Annotated in this window: 20 protein-coding genes; 6 read left to right on the forward strand and 14 right to left on the reverse strand. The window is 71.8% G+C overall.

All coding sequences use genetic code 11. The features are described 5' to 3' along the window. Positions 1–318 precede the first annotated feature (318 nt). The 3 genes from ABD52_RS28955 to ABD52_RS28965 all read left to right on the forward strand — a co-directional run bounded on the left by ABD52_RS28955 (position 319) and on the right by ABD52_RS28965 (position 1,289). Entirely contained in the window at positions 319–711 is a 393-nt protein-coding gene (locus ABD52_RS28955; protein ID WP_047893855.1) for a MerR family transcriptional regulator, read from the forward strand. Continuing rightward, on the forward strand, positions 681–1,028 hold the full coding sequence (gene trxA / locus ABD52_RS28960; protein WP_013283751.1) for a thioredoxin: 348 nt from the start codon (positions 681–683) through the stop codon (positions 1,026–1,028). The genes ABD52_RS28955 and trxA overlap by 31 nt, the downstream gene beginning before the upstream one ends. Before the next feature lie 81 nt (positions 1,029–1,109). Continuing rightward, positions 1,110–1,289, forward strand: a complete 180-nt coding sequence (locus ABD52_RS28965; RefSeq protein ID WP_013283750.1) for a hypothetical protein — start codon at positions 1,110–1,112, stop codon at positions 1,287–1,289. A 42-nt stretch (positions 1,290–1,331) separates the two neighbouring features. Here ABD52_RS28965 and ABD52_RS28970 read toward each other — a convergent pair whose 3' ends face one another. The 4 genes from ABD52_RS28970 to ABD52_RS28985 form a co-directional block, all read right to left on the reverse strand. Continuing rightward, positions 1,332–3,704 carry a glycoside hydrolase family 65 protein gene (locus tag ABD52_RS28970; RefSeq protein WP_047893856.1) on the reverse strand — a complete coding sequence of 791 codons (2,373 nt, stop codon included), beginning with the start codon at positions 3,702–3,704 and terminating at the stop codon, positions 1,332–1,334. Continuing rightward, positions 3,701–4,453 carry an HAD family phosphatase gene (locus ABD52_RS28975; protein WP_013473771.1) on the reverse strand — a complete coding sequence of 251 codons (753 nt, stop codon included), beginning with the start codon at positions 4,451–4,453 and terminating at the stop codon, positions 3,701–3,703. Before ABD52_RS28975 ends, ABD52_RS28970 begins: the two co-directional genes overlap by 4 nt. A gap of 47 nt (positions 4,454–4,500) precedes the next feature. Beyond that, entirely contained in the window at positions 4,501–4,968 is a 468-nt protein-coding gene (locus ABD52_RS28980) for a DUF4442 domain-containing protein (protein WP_013283747.1), read from the reverse strand. Positions 4,969–5,267: 299 nt separating this feature from the next. Continuing rightward, positions 5,268–6,254 (reverse strand): sulfotransferase, encoded by a 987-nt coding sequence (locus ABD52_RS28985; RefSeq protein ID WP_082171411.1) that lies wholly within the window; start codon positions 6,252–6,254, stop codon positions 5,268–5,270. Here ABD52_RS28985 and ABD52_RS28990 point away from each other — a divergent pair. After that, positions 6,253–7,071: an AAA family ATPase gene (locus ABD52_RS28990; protein WP_047893857.1), complete on the forward strand. Its 819-nt coding sequence runs from the start codon at positions 6,253–6,255 to the stop codon at positions 7,069–7,071. The two genes, ABD52_RS28985 and ABD52_RS28990, sit on opposite strands and share 2 nt — an antisense overlap. Positions 7,072–7,083: 12 nt before the next feature. Here ABD52_RS28990 and ABD52_RS28995 read toward each other — a convergent pair whose 3' ends face one another. The 4 genes from ABD52_RS28995 to ABD52_RS29010 form a co-directional block, all read right to left on the reverse strand. Then, positions 7,084–7,995 (reverse strand): aminoglycoside phosphotransferase family protein, encoded by a 912-nt coding sequence (locus ABD52_RS28995; protein ID WP_047893858.1) that lies wholly within the window; start codon positions 7,993–7,995, stop codon positions 7,084–7,086. Next, a complete protein-coding gene (locus ABD52_RS29000; protein WP_047893859.1) occupies positions 7,992–8,180 on the reverse strand; it encodes a DUF397 domain-containing protein in 189 nt (62 codons plus the stop codon). Before ABD52_RS29000 ends, ABD52_RS28995 begins: the two co-directional genes overlap by 4 nt. An 80-nt stretch (positions 8,181–8,260) precedes the next feature. Next, entirely contained in the window at positions 8,261–8,449 is a 189-nt protein-coding gene (locus ABD52_RS29005; protein WP_047893860.1) for a DUF397 domain-containing protein, read from the reverse strand. Beyond that, complete coding sequence (locus ABD52_RS29010; protein WP_013283738.1) at positions 8,440–9,240, reverse strand: helix-turn-helix transcriptional regulator; 801 nt, start codon at positions 9,238–9,240, stop codon at positions 8,440–8,442. Before ABD52_RS29010 ends, ABD52_RS29005 begins: the two co-directional genes overlap by 10 nt. A gap of 157 nt (positions 9,241–9,397) precedes the next feature. Between ABD52_RS29010 and ABD52_RS29015 the strand changes: the two genes are divergently transcribed. Together ABD52_RS29015 and ABD52_RS29020 are read left to right on the forward strand one after the other, a co-directional pair. Next, positions 9,398–9,667 (forward strand): hypothetical protein, encoded by a 270-nt coding sequence (locus ABD52_RS29015; RefSeq protein WP_047893861.1) that lies wholly within the window; start codon positions 9,398–9,400, stop codon positions 9,665–9,667. Beyond that, the gene (locus tag ABD52_RS29020) at positions 9,664–10,011 is read left to right on the forward strand and encodes a hypothetical protein (protein WP_013283736.1); all 348 of its coding nucleotides are present in this window, start codon (positions 9,664–9,666) and stop codon (positions 10,009–10,011) included. Before ABD52_RS29015 ends, ABD52_RS29020 begins: the two co-directional genes overlap by 4 nt. 47 nt (positions 10,012–10,058) lie before the next feature. On the opposite strand, the gene ABD52_RS29025 is transcribed toward ABD52_RS29020, so the two are convergent. The 6 genes from ABD52_RS29025 to ABD52_RS29050 form a co-directional block, all read right to left on the reverse strand. After that, a complete protein-coding gene (locus ABD52_RS29025; protein WP_013473757.1) occupies positions 10,059–11,372 on the reverse strand; it encodes an ABC transporter ATP-binding protein in 1,314 nt (437 codons plus the stop codon). 157 nt (positions 11,373–11,529) lie between these two features. Then, entirely contained in the window at positions 11,530–13,713 is a 2,184-nt protein-coding gene (locus ABD52_RS29030; RefSeq protein WP_047893862.1) for a bifunctional glycosyltransferase family 2 protein/CDP-glycerol:glycerophosphate glycerophosphotransferase, read from the reverse strand. Between the two features lie 16 nt (positions 13,714–13,729). Then, positions 13,730–15,655 (reverse strand): DUF5941 domain-containing protein, encoded by a 1,926-nt coding sequence (locus ABD52_RS29035; protein WP_200905253.1) that lies wholly within the window; start codon positions 15,653–15,655, stop codon positions 13,730–13,732. An 86-nt stretch (positions 15,656–15,741) separates the two neighbouring features. Next, on the reverse strand, positions 15,742–16,485 hold the full coding sequence (locus ABD52_RS29040; RefSeq protein ID WP_013283732.1) for an ABC transporter ATP-binding protein: 744 nt from the start codon (positions 16,483–16,485) through the stop codon (positions 15,742–15,744). Then, entirely contained in the window at positions 16,486–17,313 is an 828-nt protein-coding gene (locus ABD52_RS29045) for an ABC transporter permease (protein WP_047893864.1), read from the reverse strand. Between the two features lie 66 nt (positions 17,314–17,379). Beyond that, positions 17,380–18,750, reverse strand: coding sequence for an L-serine ammonia-lyase (locus ABD52_RS29050; protein WP_047893865.1), 1,371 nt, complete (start codon positions 18,748–18,750; stop codon positions 17,380–17,382). Between the last annotated feature and the right edge of the window lie 160 nt (positions 18,751–18,910).

Consider the following 18,910-nt stretch of genomic DNA (forward strand, 5'->3'; position numbering starts at 1 on the left):
CTCCCCCACCCCGCCAACTTCATGATCAATCCCACCGGGGAAGGCCCCGGGGCAGATCTTGGTACGAAACGGCCCCTGGAGGGGCCATTCCGTACCAAGATCCACAAGGGCAGCACCCCAACCCCGCACCCCGCCCGGGACAGGGTTGATCATGAAGTTGGCGGCAGATTCCGAGATCGAAAGCGCCGCTAACTTCATGATCGACGGGGACAGCGGGGAAGCCCGGGGGACAGCGGGGGGAAGCGCACGCGTGCGGGTTGCGTTGACGTCGGCGGCAAGGTTTAGCGTCAACCTGGCAGTGAGGGACGGGGGCGGCGGATGCGGATCGGGGAGCTGGCGCAGCGGGCCGGTACGAGCACCCGCACCCTGCGCTACTACGAGGCCCACGGCCTGGTCCGGCCGAACCGGTCCGCCAACGGGTACCGGGTGTACGACGAGGCGGAACTACGCGTCGTCCGTGAGATCCGCTCCCTGCTGGCGATCGGCTTCGGCCTGGACGACATCCGCCCGTTCGTCGCCTGCCTGCGCGCCGGGAACGACTCCGGCGACGTCTGCCCCGATTCGGTGGCGGTGCTGCGGCGCAAGCTCGCCGAGGTGGACGACTACCTCGACCGGCTGGGCGACGTCCGCCGCCGGCTGCACGACCAGCTCGCCCACGCGATCGCCCAACGGGAGGAAACATGCCTCAGGACACGGGGACCGGTCGGCTGAACCCGGTCACCGACGACACCTTCGCGGCCACAGTGCTGGCCGCCGACCGGCCGGTGGTGGTGGACTTCTGGGCCGAGTGGTGCCCGCCGTGCCGGGTGGTGTCGAAGCACCTGGCCGAGCTGGCCGAGGAGTTCGGCGACGCGCTGCGCTTCGTCACCCTGAACACCGACGAGAACCCGGCCACCGCGCGCGCCCACCGGATCATGTCCGCGCCGACCATGCTGGTGTTCCGGGGCGGTGAGGTGGTCGGCTCGATCGTCGGCTCCCGCCCCAAGGACCACCTGCGGCGCAGCTTCGCCCAGCACGTGGACGGCTGAGCCCTCGCCTGGACGGTTGAGCCGCCGCCGGGCGGGAACGCGCCGGGTGACCACGGACCCCGACCGATCGCGAGGATCGTCATGGCGAAACAGGACAGGTCCCGGGAACAGGAACTCACCGACCAGGAACGCCGCAAGCAGGAGCTGAAGCGCTCGCCGGACTGGGCCGACCGCGCCTCGACGGCGCGGACGTCCGACGATCCGCGGGCCACCGCGCCGCGCGACGCCGGCGGGCGTCCGTCCAACGGCCGCCAGTTCTGAGGTACGCGTACCGAGCGGCCCCGCCCCTCGTGGCGGGGCCGCTCACTCCATGCGTTCGGGCAGGTGCATCAGCGGCGCGCGGCCCTGCGGCTGCTCCGGTTGCGGCCCTCTCGGGTGTGTCGGCGGCACCGCCACGGTGACCGGCTGCGCGGAGGTGACCTGCAGCGGCTCGCCGTGGTGCCGCAGCTCCACGACGGTGTCCGGGCCGCCGTTGCGCAGCGAGTACGTCGTCTGGTGCGGCCGGACGTCGATCCGCAGCCGCATCCCGTGCCACTGGAGCGAGAACTCCAGGCGGCTGAGGCGGCTGGAGAGCCGGGGCGCGAAGGAGAGCATGCCGTCGTGGTCCCGCAGCCCGCCGAACCCGGCGACGAGCGCGATCCAGGCACCTGCGAGTGATGCCATGTGCACGCCGTCGCGGGTGTTCTCGTTGAGGTCGTGCAGGTCCATCAGCGCGGCCTCGCGCAGGTAACGATGGGCCAGTTCGAGGTAGCCGACCTCGGCCGCCAGCACCGCCTGGGTGCAGGCGCTCAGCGACGAGTCGCGTACGGTGCGCCGCTCGTAGTAGACGAAGTTGCGCAGTTTCTCGGCGGCGCTGAACGCGTCGCCCCGCCAGTGCATGGCGAGCACCAGGTCGGCCTGCTTGACGACCTGCTTGCGGTAGAGGTCGAAGTACGGGTAGTGCAGCAGCAGCGGGTACTTCTCCGGCGGCGTGTGCTCGAAGTCCCACTCCTGGAAGCGGGTGAATCCCTCCACCTGCTCGTGTACCTCGGTCTCCGCGTCGTACGGGACGTGCATGTCGTTCGCGGCGTCCCGCCAGGCGGCTGCCTCCTCCTCGGTGACGCCGAGGTCGAGCGCCTGGTCCCGGTAGCGCATCGCGCAGTCCGCGGCGGTACGCAGGTTCCGCTGAGCCATCAGGTTGGTGTAGACGTTGTCGTTCTTCACCGCCGTGTACTCGTCCGGGCCGGTCACGCCGTCGATGTGGAACCGTCCGGCGCGGTCGTGGTGGCCGAGCGAACGCCACAGCCGGGCGGTCTCGATCAGCAGTTCCAGCCCGATCTCCCGTTCCAGCGCCTCGTCGCCGGTGACCAGCACGTAGCGGCGCAGCGCGTCGGCGACGTCGGCGGCGATGTGGAACGCGGCGGTCCCGGCGGGCCAGTACGCCGACGACTCCGGCCCTTCGATGGTGCGCCACGGGAAGGCGGCGCCTTCGAGGTTCAGCGTGCGGGCGCGTTCCTGCGCCTGGGCCAGCGTGTCGTACCGCCACTGCAACGCGTCCCGCACCGCGCCGGGCTGCGTGTACGTGAGCACCGGCAGCACGAACATCTCGGTGTCCCAGAACGCGTGGCCGTCGTACCCCGGGCCGGTGAGGCCCTTGGCCGAGATCGGCCGCCGTTCCGCGCGGGCGCCGGCCTGGAGGACGTGGAAGAGGCCGAACCGGACGGCCTGCTGCACCTCGGGGTCGCCTTCGACGCGCACGTCGGCGGCGTCCCAGAACGCGTCCAGGTATTCGCGCTGGGCCCGGCGCAGCCCGTCCCAGCCGTCGAGCCGGGCCGCTGCCAGCGCCGCGCCGACCTGGTCGCGCAGCGCCGGGAGGGAGCGGCGGCTGGACCAGCCGTACGTGAGGTACTTGACCACCCGCAGCGTCTGGCCGGGCTTGAGCACGCAGCCGATGGTGGTGCGGACCCAGTCCTCGTACCCCTCGCTCTCGATCGTGGTGCGTTCGGGCCCGTCCACGTCGTGGCCCATCGCGGCGGCGACCCGCAGGCCGCTGACCTTGGTGCGGTGGATGAGCTGGCCGCCGTCGTCGGTGGTCAGCTCCTCCTCGGCCTGCAACGGCGACTCCAGGACGGCGGCGACCCGCGGGTCGCGGCTCTGCGGCGGCAGCGACTCGTTGGCGACCAGCTCGGACTGGAGGATCAGCCGCAGCGGCCCGTCGACCGGCTCGACCTCGTAGTGGATTGCCGCCACCGAGCGCTGGGTGAACGACACGAGCCGGGTGGTACGGACCTTGACCTCGCGGCCGGCCGGGGAGCGCCAGTGCAGTTCCCGCTGGAGCGTGCCGGCGCGCATGTCGAGGACCCGCTCGTGGGCGAGCAGTTCGCCGTAGCGCACGTCGAGCGGCTCGTCGTCCACGAGCAGCCGGATCAGCTTGCCGTTCGTGACGTTGACGATGGTCTGCCCGGATTCGGGGAAACCGAAGCCCGCCTCGGCGTACGGCAGCGGGCGCAGCTCGTAGAACGAGTTCAGGTAGGTGCCGGGCAGCCCGTGCGGCTCGCCCTCGTCGAGGTTGCCACGCAGCCCGATGTGCCCGTTGGACAGCGCGAACACCGACTCGGACTGGGCCAGCACGTCCATGTCGAGCTGCATCTCCCGGACGTGCCAGGGCTCGACCGGGTACGCCCGTTCCCGGATCACGCGGCCGGCTCCGGGGCGAGCAGGTCGGCGAGATCGGTGACCACCACGTCGGCGCCGTGCGCCAGCAGTTCGTCGGCCTGGCCGACCCGGTCGACGCCCACCACGTACCCGAATCCGCCGGCCCGTCCGGCGGCGACGCCGGCGAGGGCGTCCTCGAAGACGGCGGCCTGCGACGGTTCGACGCCGAGCAGCCGCGCGCCTTCCAGGAACGTGTCCGGGGCCGGTTTGCCGCGTAGCCCGTTCGCGCGGGCGACCACGCCGTCCACCCGTGCCTCCAGCCAGCGGTCCAGTCCGGCGGCGTGCACCACGGCGGCGCAGTTGGCGCTGGCCGAGACGACAGCGCGGCGCAGTCCGGCCGTGGTGGCCGCCTCCAGGTAGCGCACCGAGCCCTCGTACACCTCGACGCCGTCGTGCTCGATCCGCTGGAGCAGGACGACGTTCTTGCGGTTGCCGAGGCCGTTGACGGTGTCCGCCTCGGGCGGGTCGTCCGGCGATCCCTCGGGCAGCGTGATGCCGCGCGAGGCCAGGAATGTGCGCACCCCGTCGGCGCGCGGTCTGCCGTCCACGTACCGGTTGTAGTCCGGTCCGCTGTCGAACGGGTGGAACGGCTCGCCGGTTTCGGCCGACCGTCGCCGCAGGTACGCGTCGAACGTCTCCGCCCAGGCGGCGTTGTGCACCTTGGCGGTCTGCGTCAGCACACCGTCCAGATCGAAGAGACAAGCGTTCACGTGCGCGGGGAGGCCCAGCATCGCTTGAATCTATCCAGCCCTCGCCCCGGGCAAACCCCGTTCGGGGCTCAGCGGTTCGGGCGGAGCGTCCAGATCACTGTGAGCGAGGAGGTGAGCGTGCCGTCCTCGGTGTGGACCTCCACCTCGACCGGGAACTCCGGCCGCCGCCCGGCGTCCAGCTCGGCAAGCACCTCGGCGGGTACGCCGCCGAGCCGCGCGGTCGCCAGCACCGGCCCCACCGCCACCTTGCGGTAGCGGATGGTCGCGGTCACGGCCAGGGGTACGGCCCGGTCGAGCGCCTGCCCGAACGCGGCCAGGACAACCGCGCCCGAGGCGGTCTCCCCCAGCGTGAACATGGCCCCGGCGTGCGGGCCGCCCACGTGGTTGTGGTGCGCCGGGTCGTCGGGGAGCCGGACCACGGCCCGGACTCCGCCCTCGGCCTCGGGCGCCACCTCGACGAACTCGATTCCGAGCGTGCGGGCGAACGGCACGGCGTCGAGGAGACCGGCCGCCACCTGGCGAGAGTCGATGCTCATGCCCGAACGCTACTAGCCAGTAACACCACCGGCAAGACGATGAGCCGGCGGCCCAATGTCTCCAGCAAAGTGACATCCGGGCCGAAATCTCCACGGCTTGTCTCTTAATAAGGGACATTGGGACACGAGACGATCACTTCATCCCGCCACAGCCATGCCACCCTCCCGAATATCAAGATTTGCGCTCCGGATACTGAGCCCGGAGTAGATCTTGGTACGAAAGTGCCCCCAGAGGGTCCTTTTCCTACCAAGATCTACGGTGCGGAGACCGGCACGTCTGCGGCGTCATCAGCGCTCGGCTATCTCGTTGCGCCCTGAGCGGTCCGCGTCATGTCGTAGCCCATCGCGGGGATGATCTCGCCCAGTTCCCGCTCGACGTACGCGCGGGTGCCGGCGTCGAACTGGTCGTCGCGGTGCGCGAGCTTGTCCGCCTGGAACGTCGACGCGGTGACGGCGTCCTCGACGCCGAGCCGCTCGAACAGGGCGCGCCGCTGCCCGGGCCAGTCGGCCGCCAGGTCCTCCGCCTTCACCTCGACGTATCGCCGGCTCGTCAGGTCGGCCGCGTTCCTCCAGGCCAGCCACCTGTCGTAGACCGGCAGCAGGTAGGCGAGCGCACCGCCGACTGTGGACGGCGCCCACGGCTGGGCCAGGTGGGAGGCGAGCACCGAGATCGGGTGACGCTTGATGTGCACGATCGTCGCCTCGGGCACCAGTTCCCAGAGGAAGTCCAGGTAGAAGAGGTTGAACGGCGTCTTCTCGCACCAGGTCGGCTTGCCCGCGTCGGCCGCCGCCCCGCCGAACAGGGTGTCGACCAGGCCCCGCAGGACGCCGATCAGTTCGCTCCGGTCACGGAAGTACCTCGGGACGACCCGCCGTCGGCTGGCCGGCCCGAACGGCCCGGCGGGCCGGTCGCCGTCGCCGAAGCCCTCCGCGGGCGCGGGCTCCTCGAAGGCGTGCGCGATCACCTGCGGCCAGAGCCGGTGTACGGCGTCCCGATAGCGCCGCTCGCCGACCAGCTCGGGCACTGTCTTGCCACGGTCGTCACGCCGCCCGGGCACGCGTACGGTGAGGAAGTCGCTCAGCCGGTGCAGCGCGTCCTCACCGACAATGGGGTCGTACCGGTCGGTGAGCGCGTCGGCCAGGTCCCGCAGGCCACCGGGTTCGACGAGGAACTTGGTCTCCATCGGGATCCGGTGGATCAGCGGATGCTGGCCGATGACGTCGGCGATCCGCGACGTGCCCGAACGGCCCGCACCCGCGACGAAGACCGGTGAGGGGGACGACATGGACGGCAGTCAAACTCCCGGCCCGGCGCAGGGGCAATCCAATTATCCCCGCCGCGATCAGCTGATCGCCCTCCTGGCCGACGCAGTCGGGTCCGTCACAGTGGCGCACCCGACGCGGGTCGCCGTCGACGGGCCGCCCGCAGCCGGAAAGACCACGCTCGCCGACGAGCTGGCCGCCGTCCTGCGCGCCCGCGGCCGGTACGTCATCCGGGCGACAGTCGACGACTTCCTCTTTCCCCGGGAGCGGCGCTATCGACGCGGCGAGTTCTCGGCCGAGGGCTGCTACGTCGACACCCACGACCACGGGACGCTGAAGCGGGTGCTGCTCGATCCGCTCGGCCCGGGCGGCGATCGGCGCTTCCGGCACACGGTCTACGACCACGCCACCGACGCGCTGCTGTCCCCGCCGCTCACCACCGCTCCCGCCGACGCCGTGCTGGTGTTCGACGGCGTCTTCCTCCTGCGCCCGGAACTGCTCGACCGGTGGGAGCTGCGCGTGCTCGTGTCGACCGCGCCGGACCGTACCGTGGAGCGTGCGGTGGTCCGGGAGAGCCCGGTGTCGTCCCGGGCCGACGTCGAACGGCGCTGGCGGGAGCGTTACCTTCCCGCCCAGCGGCTCTACTCCGCCACGGCGTGCCCGGCCGAGCACGCCCACGTCGTCGTGCACAACGACGATCCCCGGCAGCCGATCTGGGAGACCCGGACCCACCCGGATGGCAGGCTGGCGACCATGGACAGGAATCGGGTGGCGGACGGCCGGTGCCTGTCGTTCGAGGAGTGGCCGTTCGCGCCGGGGAAGCGGGCCGCCGCCGGGTGAGAGACCGGCCGTCTAGTCGGCGGATATCTCCCCGAGAACGCGTTGCGCCTCGGCCGACTCCTCCGCGTCCTCGGGGTCGTCGACGGTGCGGGAGTAGGTGGACAGCGTCTTCCAGAGCGCCCAGCCACGTCCGCGCGCCCAGGTCGCGTCGTCCACCGACAGCCGCTCGCGGAATGCCGCCCGGCCCTCGACGCTCAGCAACGTCCAGGCGATCGCCAGGTCGCAGGCCGGGTCACCGACGCCGCATGTCCCGAAGTCGATGACGGCCGCCAGCCGGCCGTGCGCGAGCAACAGGTTGCCCGAGGCGATGTCGCCGTGGAACCAGCGATCCACCCCGTCCCAGCGGGCGCCGACCGCCCGCGCCCAGATCTCGCGTACCAGCGCGGCATCGACGCGGCCGTCCAGCGCCAGGAGCGCATGCTCGACCTTCTTGTCGTACGTGCGCAGCGTGCCGCCCCGGAACCAGTTGTGGACGCCCGGCTGCGGACCACCGGCGGCGTCGACGTCCTGCAGGGCCGCGAGGAATCCGGCCAGGTCGAGGGCGAACCGCACCGAGTCGGCGATCCGGTCCACGGCCGCGGTCTCGCCGTCGAGCCAGCGGTAGATCGACCACGGATACGGGTAGCCCGCACCCGGCTCGCCCTTCGCCAGCGGCGCGGGGATGGGCAGCGGCAGCCGATCGGCGAGGGCCGGGAGCCACAGGTGTTCCTTGTCGACGGCCAGGGCGTACTCGGCAGCGCTGGGCAGGCGCACCAGCAGCTCGGGGCCGAGGTGGAAGGTCCAGTTGTCCCAGCCACCCTTGGCGACCGGTTCGATCCGGAGGTCGGCCAGGTGCGGGAACTGGTCGGCTACCAGGCGACGCACCTGCTCCACGTCGACGGCGGTGCGCCGTGGCGGGGGACCGAGATCCGGTACGTCACTCACGCCCGTTTGGTGTGCGCGACGAACGCCGCCCAGCTCGACGGCGTGAACGTCAGCGCCGGGCCCTGCCGGTCCTTGCTGTCCCGCACCCCCACCACACCGGGCAGGTTGTCCGCCACCTCGACGCAGTTGCCGGAGTTGCCGCTGCTGCGGGTGCTCTTGCGCCAGGTCGCGCCGGTCAGCTCCATCGTTTCGCCGCCTCCGAGATCGCCGCCAGAGTCGCCCCGTGCGGCATAGCCTCCGCGCAGGGGGAGAACTGTAACCAGGGTCAGGCGCGCTTGGTGTGCGCGACGAACGCCGCCCAGCTCGACGGGGTGAACGTCAGCGCCGGCCCCTGCCGGTCCTTGCTGTCCCGCACGCCCACCACACCGGGCAGGTTGTCCGCCACCTCGACGCAGTTGCCGCCGTTACCGCTGCTGCGGGTGCTCTTGCGCCAGGTCGCGCCGGTCAACTCCATCGCTTCGCCGCCTCCGTGATCGCCGCCAGAGTCGCCCCGTGCGGCATCGCCTCCGCGCGAATGGACTCCCACGTCTGCCGCAGTGAGTTCACGTCCACCGTGCGCTCCACGATTGTGCCGTGCAACGGGTTATCCAGATAGCCCAGATCGTCGCCGTCGGCCGGGGTGGCGAGCACGAAAGCACCGTTGAGCCCCGGATAGGCACCGACCGTCTCCGGCACCAGGTGCAGGTGCACCCGGGGCCGCCGTGCCATCTCGATCAGGTGCTCCAACTGCTCCCGCATCACCTTCGGCCCGCCGACCGGGCGAGCCAGCGCCGCGTGGTCGAGCACCACCACGAACTGCGGCGGCGTGGGCCCGTCCAGCACCGCCTGCCGGGCCAGCCGGGCCGCCACCTGCTGTTCGACAGCCTCGCCGACGAACTGCGCGGCCCCTTCGTAGAGCGCTCGGGCGTACCCCTCGGTCTGCAGCAATCCGGGCACCACGAGTGGCTCGTAACTGCGTAACGCCGTCGCCTCCTGCTCGATGCTCACCCACTCGCGGAACCACGGCATCAGCGCCTCCTGCATCAGCGCGTCCCGGATCCGCACCAGCAGGCCGCCGCCGTTCAGCACCTCGTCGCAGCGCTCGGTGAACTCGGCGCGCGGCGCCCGGCGGCACTGCTCGACGGCCGCCACCAGCGACGCCGAATAGCTCACCCGCTCACCCAGCGCCTCCTGGGTCAGCCCGGCATCGGTGCGTAACCGGCGCAGCTCGCCGGCGAACAGTTCCCACAACGGCACACGGATCATCTGCACACCTCTGCACACGGCTGCACACGGAAATCGGCCGGTCGGACGGCCGGGAAGGTGGGGGTGGAACGCCTTCCGACCCTAGCGGCGCGGTGACGAGACTGTCACGCAGTGGAACCGAATTCGTCCGGTTCCCGCTACCGAGAGGAGTTGCGCCGTGCGACTGCGCTGGTTCCGCTGCCGGGGTGCGTCGGCACCGACACTGCCCCACCGGGTACGGGGCGACAACCTGCCGGAGTGGATGCGGCAGCCGACGCGTCCACTGCCGACGATGGGCCCGGGCCGGGTCGGCAACCTCACCCCGGCGCAGCAGTGGCGGGCGAACGGCGGTCGCTGGTCCGTACCGGAGCAGCGCGGGAACGGCGGCGGCCGTCGGTCCGTTCCGGAGCAGCGCCCGGGAGACGGCCACCACGAGGAGCGCCGGTGATCAGCCACCAGCTCGGGCAACCGCCGGACGGGCCCAGGCCGGATCGCCCCCGGCCGTACCCGTTGCACGCCACCCCGCACACGCCGCTGCGTCCGATGTGGTGCTGCCGGGCCTGCGGCCAGCCGTGGCCGTGCCCGATGGCCCGCCTGCTGCTGCGCAGCGAGTACGAGGACAACCGGATCGGGCTGTCCATCTACCTGTGCGGGCTGCTGTACGAGGCCACGCGCGACCTCTACCGGCTGAACCCGAACGACGCGCCGGCCCCGGCCGACATGTTCGCCCGCTTCGTCGGCTGGGGCCCGTACCGCCGTCACCGGCCCGTCCCACCGGGCGGCGACTGTTAATAAGGGGCCCTTCCTCTACCGGAGGCGTTAATAGGGTGCCCCTCCTTTCACCGCCAGCCGACGTCGATGCGGTCGCCTCGCTCGTCGAAGAAGTGCAGCGCGTCCATCCGCACCTGCACCGCGAGCGGGTGCCCGGGTGACACCTGCGGGTACGGCGCGAGCCGTACCGCCAGTTCCGCCGGACGACGGTGGTGGCGGCCCGGGTCGGGCAGCACGCTCGTGCGGTTGCCGCCGCCCCCGCCGGCCTCCGGGGCCGGGGCCGACGACTCCGTCGCGCGGCCGGTGAGCCGCTGCATCACCTGGTTGAACCGGCGCAGGCCGCGCTGGCCCGGTGCGGCCTGCTCGACCGGCGTGCCCATCTCGTCGACGACGATCGCGGTGGCGCCGATGTCGAGGAAGGCGAGCGACTCGTGGCCGTGGTGCTCCAGGTAGCGGATACGCCCGTGCAGCACGTCACCGGCGGTGTCCGGGGCGACCGGGGTGAGCGCCTCGGCGCGCATGCCGACCACGATCCGCTCACCGTGGTAGTGCGCCACCGCACGGCTGCGGATGTCGTCCCAGGGCAGGTAGAGCGACTGCTCACCGAGGTTCAGCGCGACGTACCGGTCGAGGTGGACGTAGACCGACGCCTCCAGCAGGTTCATCCGGGGGCTGCCCAGGAACGCGGCGACGTAGAGCGTCGCAGGCCGGCCGTACACCTGGGTGGGGGTGCCCACGTCCTGGAGCACGCCCTTGCGCATGATGGCGACGCGGTCGGCCATGGTGAGCGCCTCGGCCTGGTCGTGGGTGACGTAGATGGTGGTGACGCCCAGCTCGCGGGTGAGGCCGGAGATCTCCGCCCGCAGCTCGGCGCGCAACCCGCTGTCCAGGTTGGAAAGTGGCTCGTCCATGAGGAACAGGCCGGGCCGGCGCACTATCGCCCGCCCCATGGCGACCCGCTGCCGCTGGCCGCCGGAGAGCTGGCTGGGCTTGCGCCCGAGCACGTCGCCGATGCCGAGCGCGCTCGCCACGTCCTGGATCCGCTCGCCGCGCGGGCCGGGCTCGACGCCGCTCAGGCGCAGCGGGAAGCCGATGTTGTCGCCGACCGTCATGTGCGGATAGAGCGCGAAGTCCTGGAAGACCATGGCGATCTTCCGGTCGCGCGGTGGCAGGTCGTTCGCCAGCTCACCACCGAGCATGATGGCGCCGGAGGACGGATCCTCCAGTCCGGCCACCATGCGCAGCACTGTCGATTTCCCGCAGCCCGACGGGCCGAGCAGCACCATGAACTCGCCGTCGTTGACGTCCAGATTGATGGTGTCGACCGCGACTGTTCCGTCCGGGAACACCTTGGTGACATCCTTGAGCGCGACGGTCGCCACCGCCACCTCCCCAGCTACTCGCCCCAAACCCGGGAATGACTGTGACCAGGATCATCTGATTCGCACATCGGGTAAACGTGCCATGTTCAGCTCGTGACAGTCCTATTAACCGGTATTCGCCGGGCTCCGCAGTTAAGTGACCTGCCGGTAACCACTTTTACGGCGTTTCGCCGAGGAACACGCGGCGCACCACGCGCTCGGCGGCGTGCCCGTCGTCGAGCGCGCAGAACCGCGACCGGAACGCCGTCCGGGCCCGCTCGGCCGCCTCGTCGTCGACCGTGCCGGAACGGAACACGTCGAGCAGGCCGGGGAAGTCCAGCGCCACCGCGCCCGGCGGCTCGGCCAGGAGGTCGAAGTAGACGCCCCGGGCGACCCGGTAGGCGTCCCAGTCCGGCGCGTAGACCACTATCGGCCGGTCCAGCACCGCGTAGTCGAACATCGCCGAGGAATAGTCGGTGACCAGCACGTCCGCCGCCAGGTAGAGGTCCTCCACCCGGTCGTACGCGCTCACGTCCAGCACGCCGTCCGCGGCCGGTCCCCGGGGGTGCCGCTCCCGGTCGTGGAAGTAGTGGCTGCGCATCAGCAGCCGGCCCCGGGGCCCGAGCACGTCGAGCATCCGGTCCGGGTCGAACGGCGGCCGCCACCCGGGCAGGTGCTCGCGGTGCGTCGGCGCGTAGAGCACCACGTACTCGTCGGGTGCGATGCCCAGCGCGGCGCGGACCTGGCCGCGGTCCTCGGCGGTGGCCAGCGCCAGCCGGTCGTTTCGTGGGTAGCCGACCTCAAGCGTGGTGTAGTCCGCCGGGTACGCCCGCTCCCACATCTGCGTGGAGAAGCTGTTCGAGGTGATGCTGTAGTCCCAGCGGTCGACGCGGCGCAGCAGGCCGGCGAAGTTCATCCCCATCGCGCCCACCGGGTAGCGCTGCTGGTCCAGGCCCATCACCTTCACGGGCGTGCCGTGGTGGGTCTGCACGTGCACCGAGCCGGGGCGCTTGCGGACGAAGTCCGGGAAGTTGACGTTGTTGACGAGCCAGCGGGCGCGGGCCAGCACGCGGTGGTACTCGCGGCTGCCGGCCACCACGTACTCGACGCCCGGCGGCAACGTGGCCACCCGGTCGCGGCGGACGATCCACACGCCGCGCACCTGCGGGGCGAGCCGTCGGGCCGCCTCGTAGATCGCCGCCGGATTGCACGAGTAGCCCCGGTACCAGTAGGCCGCGTACACGGCGAGCGTCGGGTCGATCGGCCGGTGCAGCTCGGCCCGGTAGTACTCGCCCAGTGCCAGGTCACGGGCCCGCCGGGCGGTACGCCGCACCACCGGCGTCACCCGCCGCCGCGCCCGCCGCGCGGTCCGCCGGGCCGTCTCCCCCGCCTGGTGCGCCTCGCGCAACGCGCTGAACGTCCGCCAGCGCCCGGCCGCCACCAGCCGGTGCTTGAGCCCTTCCGGGCCGGGCGGGACCGGGTAGCCCTCGGGCGGCAGGAACCGCACGTAGTCGGCGTGCATCTGGGCGAAGAACGGTGCCCGCAGCTCGGGCGCGATCCGGGCGCCGTTGCCGAGCACCGTGAGGTAGTGCCAGATCATCCGCTCGAAGACGGCCGGCCGCAGCCCGGTCACGTGCCAGCGGTCCATCAGCCCGAACACGCGGTGCCACTGGGCGAAGACCTCGAAGTGCCGGTCCCCCCGGGTCTTCGTGATCGCGCCGGTGCGGCGCTGCCGGTAGTTCAGGCAGATCCGGTCGAGTACGCCGATCCGCCCGGCCGCCATCAGCGCCGGATAGCTGAACGAGACGTCCTCGTACCAGCCCGGCTCGAAGCGCAGCCCGCGTTCGAGCAGGAACTCCCGGCGCACCACCCGGTTCCACACGGTGTGCAGCAGCTTCAGCGTCTCCGGCCGATCCCGCAGCGCGAACGTCGTGGCGCCGGGCGGGTCGGGGAACACGTCACGCATCGCGCTGCGGGTGCCGATGTTGTTCCAGTGCGCCCGGACGTGGTCGACGATCAGCACGTCCGGCGCGGTGTCGCGGAGCCGGTCCGCGACGTGCGGCAGGCAGCCGGGCACCAGCCAGTCGTCCCCGTCGACGAACCACACGTACTCGCCGACGGCCCGGTCCAGCCCGATGTTGCGGGCCGGACCGAGCCCGACGTTCTCGGCGAGGCGTACCGGGCGGACCCGGGGGTCGCGCAGCGCGTACTCGGCCAGGATCTCGCCGCTGTCGTCCGGGGAGGCGTCGTCGACGCCGATCACCTCGATGTCGCCGAACGGCTGGCCGAGGATCGAGTCGAGACATTCCCGCAGGTAGCCCTGCACCTTGAAGGCCGGCACGACGAAGCTGATCAAGGTCACCCCGGCCCGCCCTCCGTCAGCCCGGCGAGCGCACACCCCCACGGGCGCGGGCCGGCAGGACCACCCAGGCGAGGACCACGCTCGCGACAAAAACCACGAGAAGGTACGCACCGATTGTAGCTAGAGCGATACTCGCATATCCGGCGATCAGCCCGATTGCCAGCAGCAGCGAACGCCCCGGCCAGCCCAGCGTGGCCGGGTGCAGCGGCGGCGCCGACTGCCGCTTCTCCAGCCGCGCGGTCAGGTCGTAGTGCAGCAGCGTGAGCACCAGGACGTACCCGAAGATCAGCCAGGCCGGGGCCCGGCCCGCCACCCCGACCGCGATGGCGAACAGGTACTCGGCGGCCCGCAACGCGGCCGGCACCAGCCAGTCCAGCGACCCGTCGTGCGGCGCCCGCGACGCCTGGGCGGCCCCCAGCAGCAGCACCAGCGCGAGCACCGGCACGAAGACCGGCAGGTCGCCGCCGCCGTGCACCGCGAGCAGCGCCCACACCAGCGTCCCCGCCGCGCCGAGCGCGCCGAGCACCGCCAGCAGCAGCGGCCGTCGCGCGGTCGGCAGCGTGCGCACCAGAATGCCGTCGTCACGGTGCAGACCCGCGTCCACAGTGGTCAGCACCGGCACCCGCATCCACCGCGCCCGCAAGGTCCGCAACCCCCCGGTGTACGCGAACGCCAGCGTCCCCCAGACCAGCACCGCGACCAGCGCCACCAGCGGCCCGAACAGCGCGGCGGCGATCGCGATGAGCGCCCACCGCTCACCGATCGGGAACACCACTGTGCGCTTCAGCCAGTACGACACCGAGCCCGTGTCCGCCTGCACCCGCGTCGACGCGGCGTTCAGCTTCCCGCCGATGCCGCCCGCGTCGGCGCTCACCACCTTCGGCCGCCGGGCCGCCTCGTCGTGCAACGCGCCGTACCACGTGTCGGTCATGTGCCGCACTGTCTGCAACGTCATCGCGGCGAGCGCCAGCGCCCAGCCGTACCGGAACCCGGCGTGCGTGGCGCCGAAGCCGAGACCGGCGTAGACCACGTACTCCTTGAACCGGTCGGCCATCGTGTCCAGCCAGCCGCCCCAGGCGCTGAAGTGCCGGGTGTAGCGGGCGAGCTGCCCGTCCACGCAGTCGAGCACGAAACCCAGGTAGAGCAGGACCGCGCCGGCGACCAGCGCGGGCCGTCCACCGGCGCCGAACAGCACCGCCGCGGCCACCGCGAACGCCACCGAGACCATGGTGACCCCGGTCGGGCCGATCCCGATGCGGGCCGCCGCCTTCGTGACGTACGGGGACCAGGTGCTGACGAAGAACGTGGTGAAGAAGTCGTCCCGCTCCTTCACCGACAGCTTCAACTCGGCGCGGTCCTCGTCGACGGCGGCCACCGCCGACTCGGCCGCCACCCGCTGCGCCTCGTCGCCGACCCGGTGCGCCACGAGCAGACGTACCCGATGGGCGAAGATCAGCGTGCCGCGGGCGGCGAGGTCGGCCACGAGCCGGTCCACCGCGTCGAGCCGCCCGCCCTCGGCGGCGCCGGGCGCGGCCGGCGCGGACGCCACATCGGTCAGGCGCGCGTCCGGCGCGGAGGCCGGATCCGGCGCGGCACCTGCGGCGCGGCGGGCGGCCTCGGCGAGCGCCGGCAGGTCGGCCGCGCCCACCCGCAACGCGCCGCCGAACACGCCGCTCGGGTCGGCGGCGCCGACCTCGACGACCTGCCCGCGTTCCTCGCGCACGGTGGCCTGCCCGGGAGCGGGCGGATCGGTGAGCACCAGCGCCACCGTCGGCCCCACCGGGCTGGTCGCGAGATGCTTGAGTACGGCCGTGTGCGCCACCAGATCCGCGCCGCTGACCAGCACCGGGCCGGTCGCGCCGGCGACCAGGTCGGCCAGCTCGGTCAGGTCCGCGGCGACGCGCACGTCGTCCGCCCCGGCCCGGCGCCACTGCGCGGCCAGGCGTTCGGTGAGCGGTTCCCCGGCAGGCCGGCCGGGCTCGGTGAGCTGGCCCGCCGCCGGTTCGGCGGCGAGCACGATCGCGAGCGTCACCGCTTCGCCGCGTCGGCGTAGGCGGCCAGCGCCTCGTCAATCGTCCCGTCGACGATCAGCCGTCCGGCGTCGAGGTAGAGCCCCCGACGGCAGAACCGGGTGAGGTCCTTGTCGTTGTGTGACACCAGCACCAGCGTGCGCCCTTCCGCGAGAAGTCGCTCGATGGTCGCATAGCACTTCGCGCGGAACTCCGCGTCCCCGACCGCTGTCACCTCGTCCACAAGCAGCACCGGGTGCGGCAGGTGCGCGATCACCGCGAAACCCAGCCGCACCTTCATCCCCGACGAGTAGTGCCGCACCGACGTGTCGATGGCGCGTTCCACCTGCTCACCGGCGAACGAGACGATCTCGTCGAAGTGCTCCCGCAGGTACGCCGACGACAGCCCGTGCAGCCCGCCCACCAGGTAGAGGTTCTCCCGGCCGGTCAGGTCGCCGGAGAACCCGGCGGACAGTTCGAGCAGCGGCGCCACCCGGCCGTGCACCCGGATCGAGCCCTCGTCCGGGATGAGCACACCGGCGATCAGCCGCAGCAGCGTGCTCTTGCCGGTGCCGTTGCGGCCCACCACGCCCACCGTCTCACCCGGCTCGACCCGGAACGACAGGTCACGCAGCGGCCAGAACCGGCCCGCGTCCGGGTCGCGGGCGCCCCGGTGCACGATCAGCTCCCGCAGCCGTAGCTGACGGCGCCGGTTGCGGACGAACCGGATGCCGAGCCCGTCCGCCTCGATGATCGGCGCCATTCAGAGTTCCTTCAGCACTGCCGGTTCGAGGCGGTGGAACGCCCACCAGCCCAGCGCCAGCACCAGCACGCTGCCGGACACCGTGATCGTGAGCAGGCGGGCATCAGGGAACTCGTCCGGATACCAGACCGCGTGGTGCAGCTGGAAGATCCCGACCAGCGGGTTCAGCTCGTACCCGATCTTGAGCCAGCCCGGCATGCCCGACTCCCGCACCAGGTCGAGCGGGTAGATGATCGGCGTCGCGTAGAACAGCAGCCGGATGACCAGCCGCATCGTGCGTTCGATGTCGCGCATCAGCACGTTGCCCGCCGACAGCAGCAGCGCCAGGCCCACCAGCAGCACGAACTGCACCGCCACCGCCAGCGGCAGCGCGAGCAGGCTCCAGCCGGGGCGGATCTTCCCCTGGCTCGCGTAGAGCGCCGCGACGGCGGCCAGGATCGGCAGCCCGGCCAGGTACTCGGCGAACCGGCCGGCGACCCGCCCGATCGGGAAGATCGGCCGGGGCAGGTTCATCGTGGTGATCAGCCGGGACTGCCCGGTGAGCGCGTTCGCCGCCTCGGTCAGCGCCGAACTCGCCCACATCCAGGCGAAGATGCCGGTGATCAGGAACAGCGGGTACGACCCGGCCGCCTCGCCGAGGTGCCGCCGGGTCGCGCCGGAATAGAGCACGCCGAAGACGAACCAGTAGATCAGGCCCATGCCGAGCGGCTCGATCAGCGACCAGAAGTAGCCCAGTACCGACTGCTGGTACTTCACCGCGAGATCCCGGCGGACCAGGATGCGCAGCGAGGTGCGGGCGGACCAGAGCGCCGCGACGCCTGACGTCACCGCATGATGGTCGCTTTGTCAGTAGCGCTCCCGGGCCGGGTGCGGGCCGGGATCACCCCAACGGGGTCAGCACTCGATCACGTTGACGGCGAGCCCGCCCCGCGCGGTCTCCTTGTACTTGACCTTCATGTCCGCGCCGGTCTCCCGCATGGTCTTGATGACCTTGTCCAGCGACACGTGGTGCACCCCGTCGCCGCGCAACGCCAGCCGGGCCGCGGTGATCGCCTTGATGCTCGCCACCGCGTTGCGCTCGATGCACGGAATCTGCACCAGGCCACCCACCGGATCGCAGGTCAACCCCAGGTTGTGCTCCATGCCGATCTCGGCGGCGTTCTCCACCTGCTCCGGCGTACCGCCCAGCGCCTCGGCCAGCCCGGCCGCCGCCATCGAGCACGCCGAACCCACCTCACCCTGGCAGCCCACCTCGGCCCCGGAGATCGACGCGTTCTCCTTGAACAACACACCGATCGCGCCCGCCGCCAGCAGGAACCGGACCACGCCCTCCTCGGAGGCACCCGGCACGAACCGGGTGTAGTAGTGCAGCACAGCCGGGATGATCCCGGCGGCACCATTAGTCGGCGCGGTGACCACCCGCCCGCCGGCCGCGTTCTCCTCGTTGACCGCCAGCGCGAACAACGTCACCCAGTCCATCGCGCGCAACGGATCCTGGCTGCCGGTCTCCGCCTCCAGGCTGCGCCGCATCTCCGCCGCGCGCCGCCGGACCTTCAACCCACCCGGGAGTACGCCGTCACGGGTGCAGCCGTTCTCCACGCACTCGCGCATCACCCGCCAGATCTCCAGCAACCCGGCGCGCACGTCCGCCTCGCTACGCCAGGACACCTCGTTGGCGAGCATCACCTCACTGATCGACAGCCCGGTCTCCGAGGTGACAGTCAGCAGCTCCGCGCCGGTCAGGAACGGGTGCCGTACCCGGGTGCTGTCCGCCTTGATCCGGTCCGCCCCGGCCGCCGCCTCGTCCACCACGAACCCGCCACCGACCGAGTAGTACGTGCGCGTCCGCACCTCGCCCCCGGCCGCGTCGTACGCCGCGAACGTCATCCCGTTCGGGTGGTACGGCAACGACCGCCGCCGATGCAGCACCAGATCCGCGTCCGGGTCGAAGTCGACCCCCTGGCTGCCGAACAGGTCGAGCCGCCGCTGCGTACGGATCCGCTCCACCCGCGGCCCGACCGAGTCCGTGTCGACGGTCTCCGGGACCTCACCCTCCAGCCCCAGCAGCACCGCCCGGTCACTGCCGTGCCCGTGGCCGGTCGCGCCGAGCGAGCCGAACAGCTCCGCCCGTACCCGCGCCACATCGGCGAGCATCCCGTCGGCCTTCAGGCCCGCCACGAACGTACGGGCGGCCCGCATCGGCCCGACGGTGTGCGAGCTGGACGGCCCGATACCGACACTGAAAAGATCGAAAACACTGATCATTTGCTGCTTTCCTCGCCGTCGTCCCCGTTGTGCGGATCCGAGCCGGTGCGTGGGTGCCGCGCCCGCCAGGCGGGTAGACGGCCGGCGCCCGGGGTGGGGGCGCCCGACCGGCGAGCCTACCTCGCCCCCGTGAATACCCGCCCCCGCTCCGCCACATACC

This window comes from Micromonospora sp. RV43 (assembly GCF_001029515.1).
GTDB classification, from domain to species: domain Bacteria; phylum Actinomycetota; class Actinomycetes; order Mycobacteriales; family Micromonosporaceae; genus Micromonospora; species Micromonospora aurantiaca.

What these genes read in the sequence shown, in the direction of transcription:
- ABD52_RS28955 (WP_047893855.1), top strand. Translation starts at nt 319, where the DNA reads ATGCGGATCGGGGAGCTGGCGCAGCGGGCCGGTACGAGCACCCGCACC.
- trxA (WP_013283751.1), top strand. Translation starts at nt 681, where the DNA reads ATGCCTCAGGACACGGGGACCGGTCGGCTGAACCCGGTCACCGACGAC.
- ABD52_RS28965 (WP_013283750.1), top strand. Translation starts at nt 1,110, where the DNA reads ATGGCGAAACAGGACAGGTCCCGGGAACAGGAACTCACCGACCAGGAA.
- ABD52_RS28975 (WP_013473771.1), bottom strand. Translation starts at nt 4,453, where the DNA reads ATGCTGGGCCTCCCCGCGCACGTGAACGCTTGTCTCTTCGATCTGGAC.
- ABD52_RS28980 (WP_013283747.1), bottom strand. Translation starts at nt 4,968, where the DNA reads ATGAGCATCGACTCTCGCCAGGTGGCGGCCGGTCTCCTCGACGCCGTG.
- ABD52_RS28990 (WP_047893857.1), top strand. Translation starts at nt 6,253, where the DNA reads ATGGACGGCAGTCAAACTCCCGGCCCGGCGCAGGGGCAATCCAATTAT.
- ABD52_RS28985 (WP_082171411.1), bottom strand. Translation starts at nt 6,254, where the DNA reads ATGTCGTCCCCCTCACCGGTCTTCGTCGCGGGTGCGGGCCGTTCGGGC.
- ABD52_RS29000 (WP_047893859.1), bottom strand. Translation starts at nt 8,180, where the DNA reads ATGGAGCTGACCGGCGCGACCTGGCGCAAGAGCACCCGCAGCAGCGGC.
- ABD52_RS29005 (WP_047893860.1), bottom strand. Translation starts at nt 8,449, where the DNA reads ATGGAGTTGACCGGCGCGACCTGGCGCAAGAGCACCCGCAGCAGCGGT.
- ABD52_RS29010 (WP_013283738.1), bottom strand. Translation starts at nt 9,240, where the DNA reads ATGATCCGTGTGCCGTTGTGGGAACTGTTCGCCGGCGAGCTGCGCCGG.
- ABD52_RS29040 (WP_013283732.1), bottom strand. Translation starts at nt 16,485, where the DNA reads ATGGCGCCGATCATCGAGGCGGACGGGCTCGGCATCCGGTTCGTCCGC.
- ABD52_RS29050 (WP_047893865.1), bottom strand. Translation starts at nt 18,750, where the DNA reads ATGATCAGTGTTTTCGATCTTTTCAGTGTCGGTATCGGGCCGTCCAGC.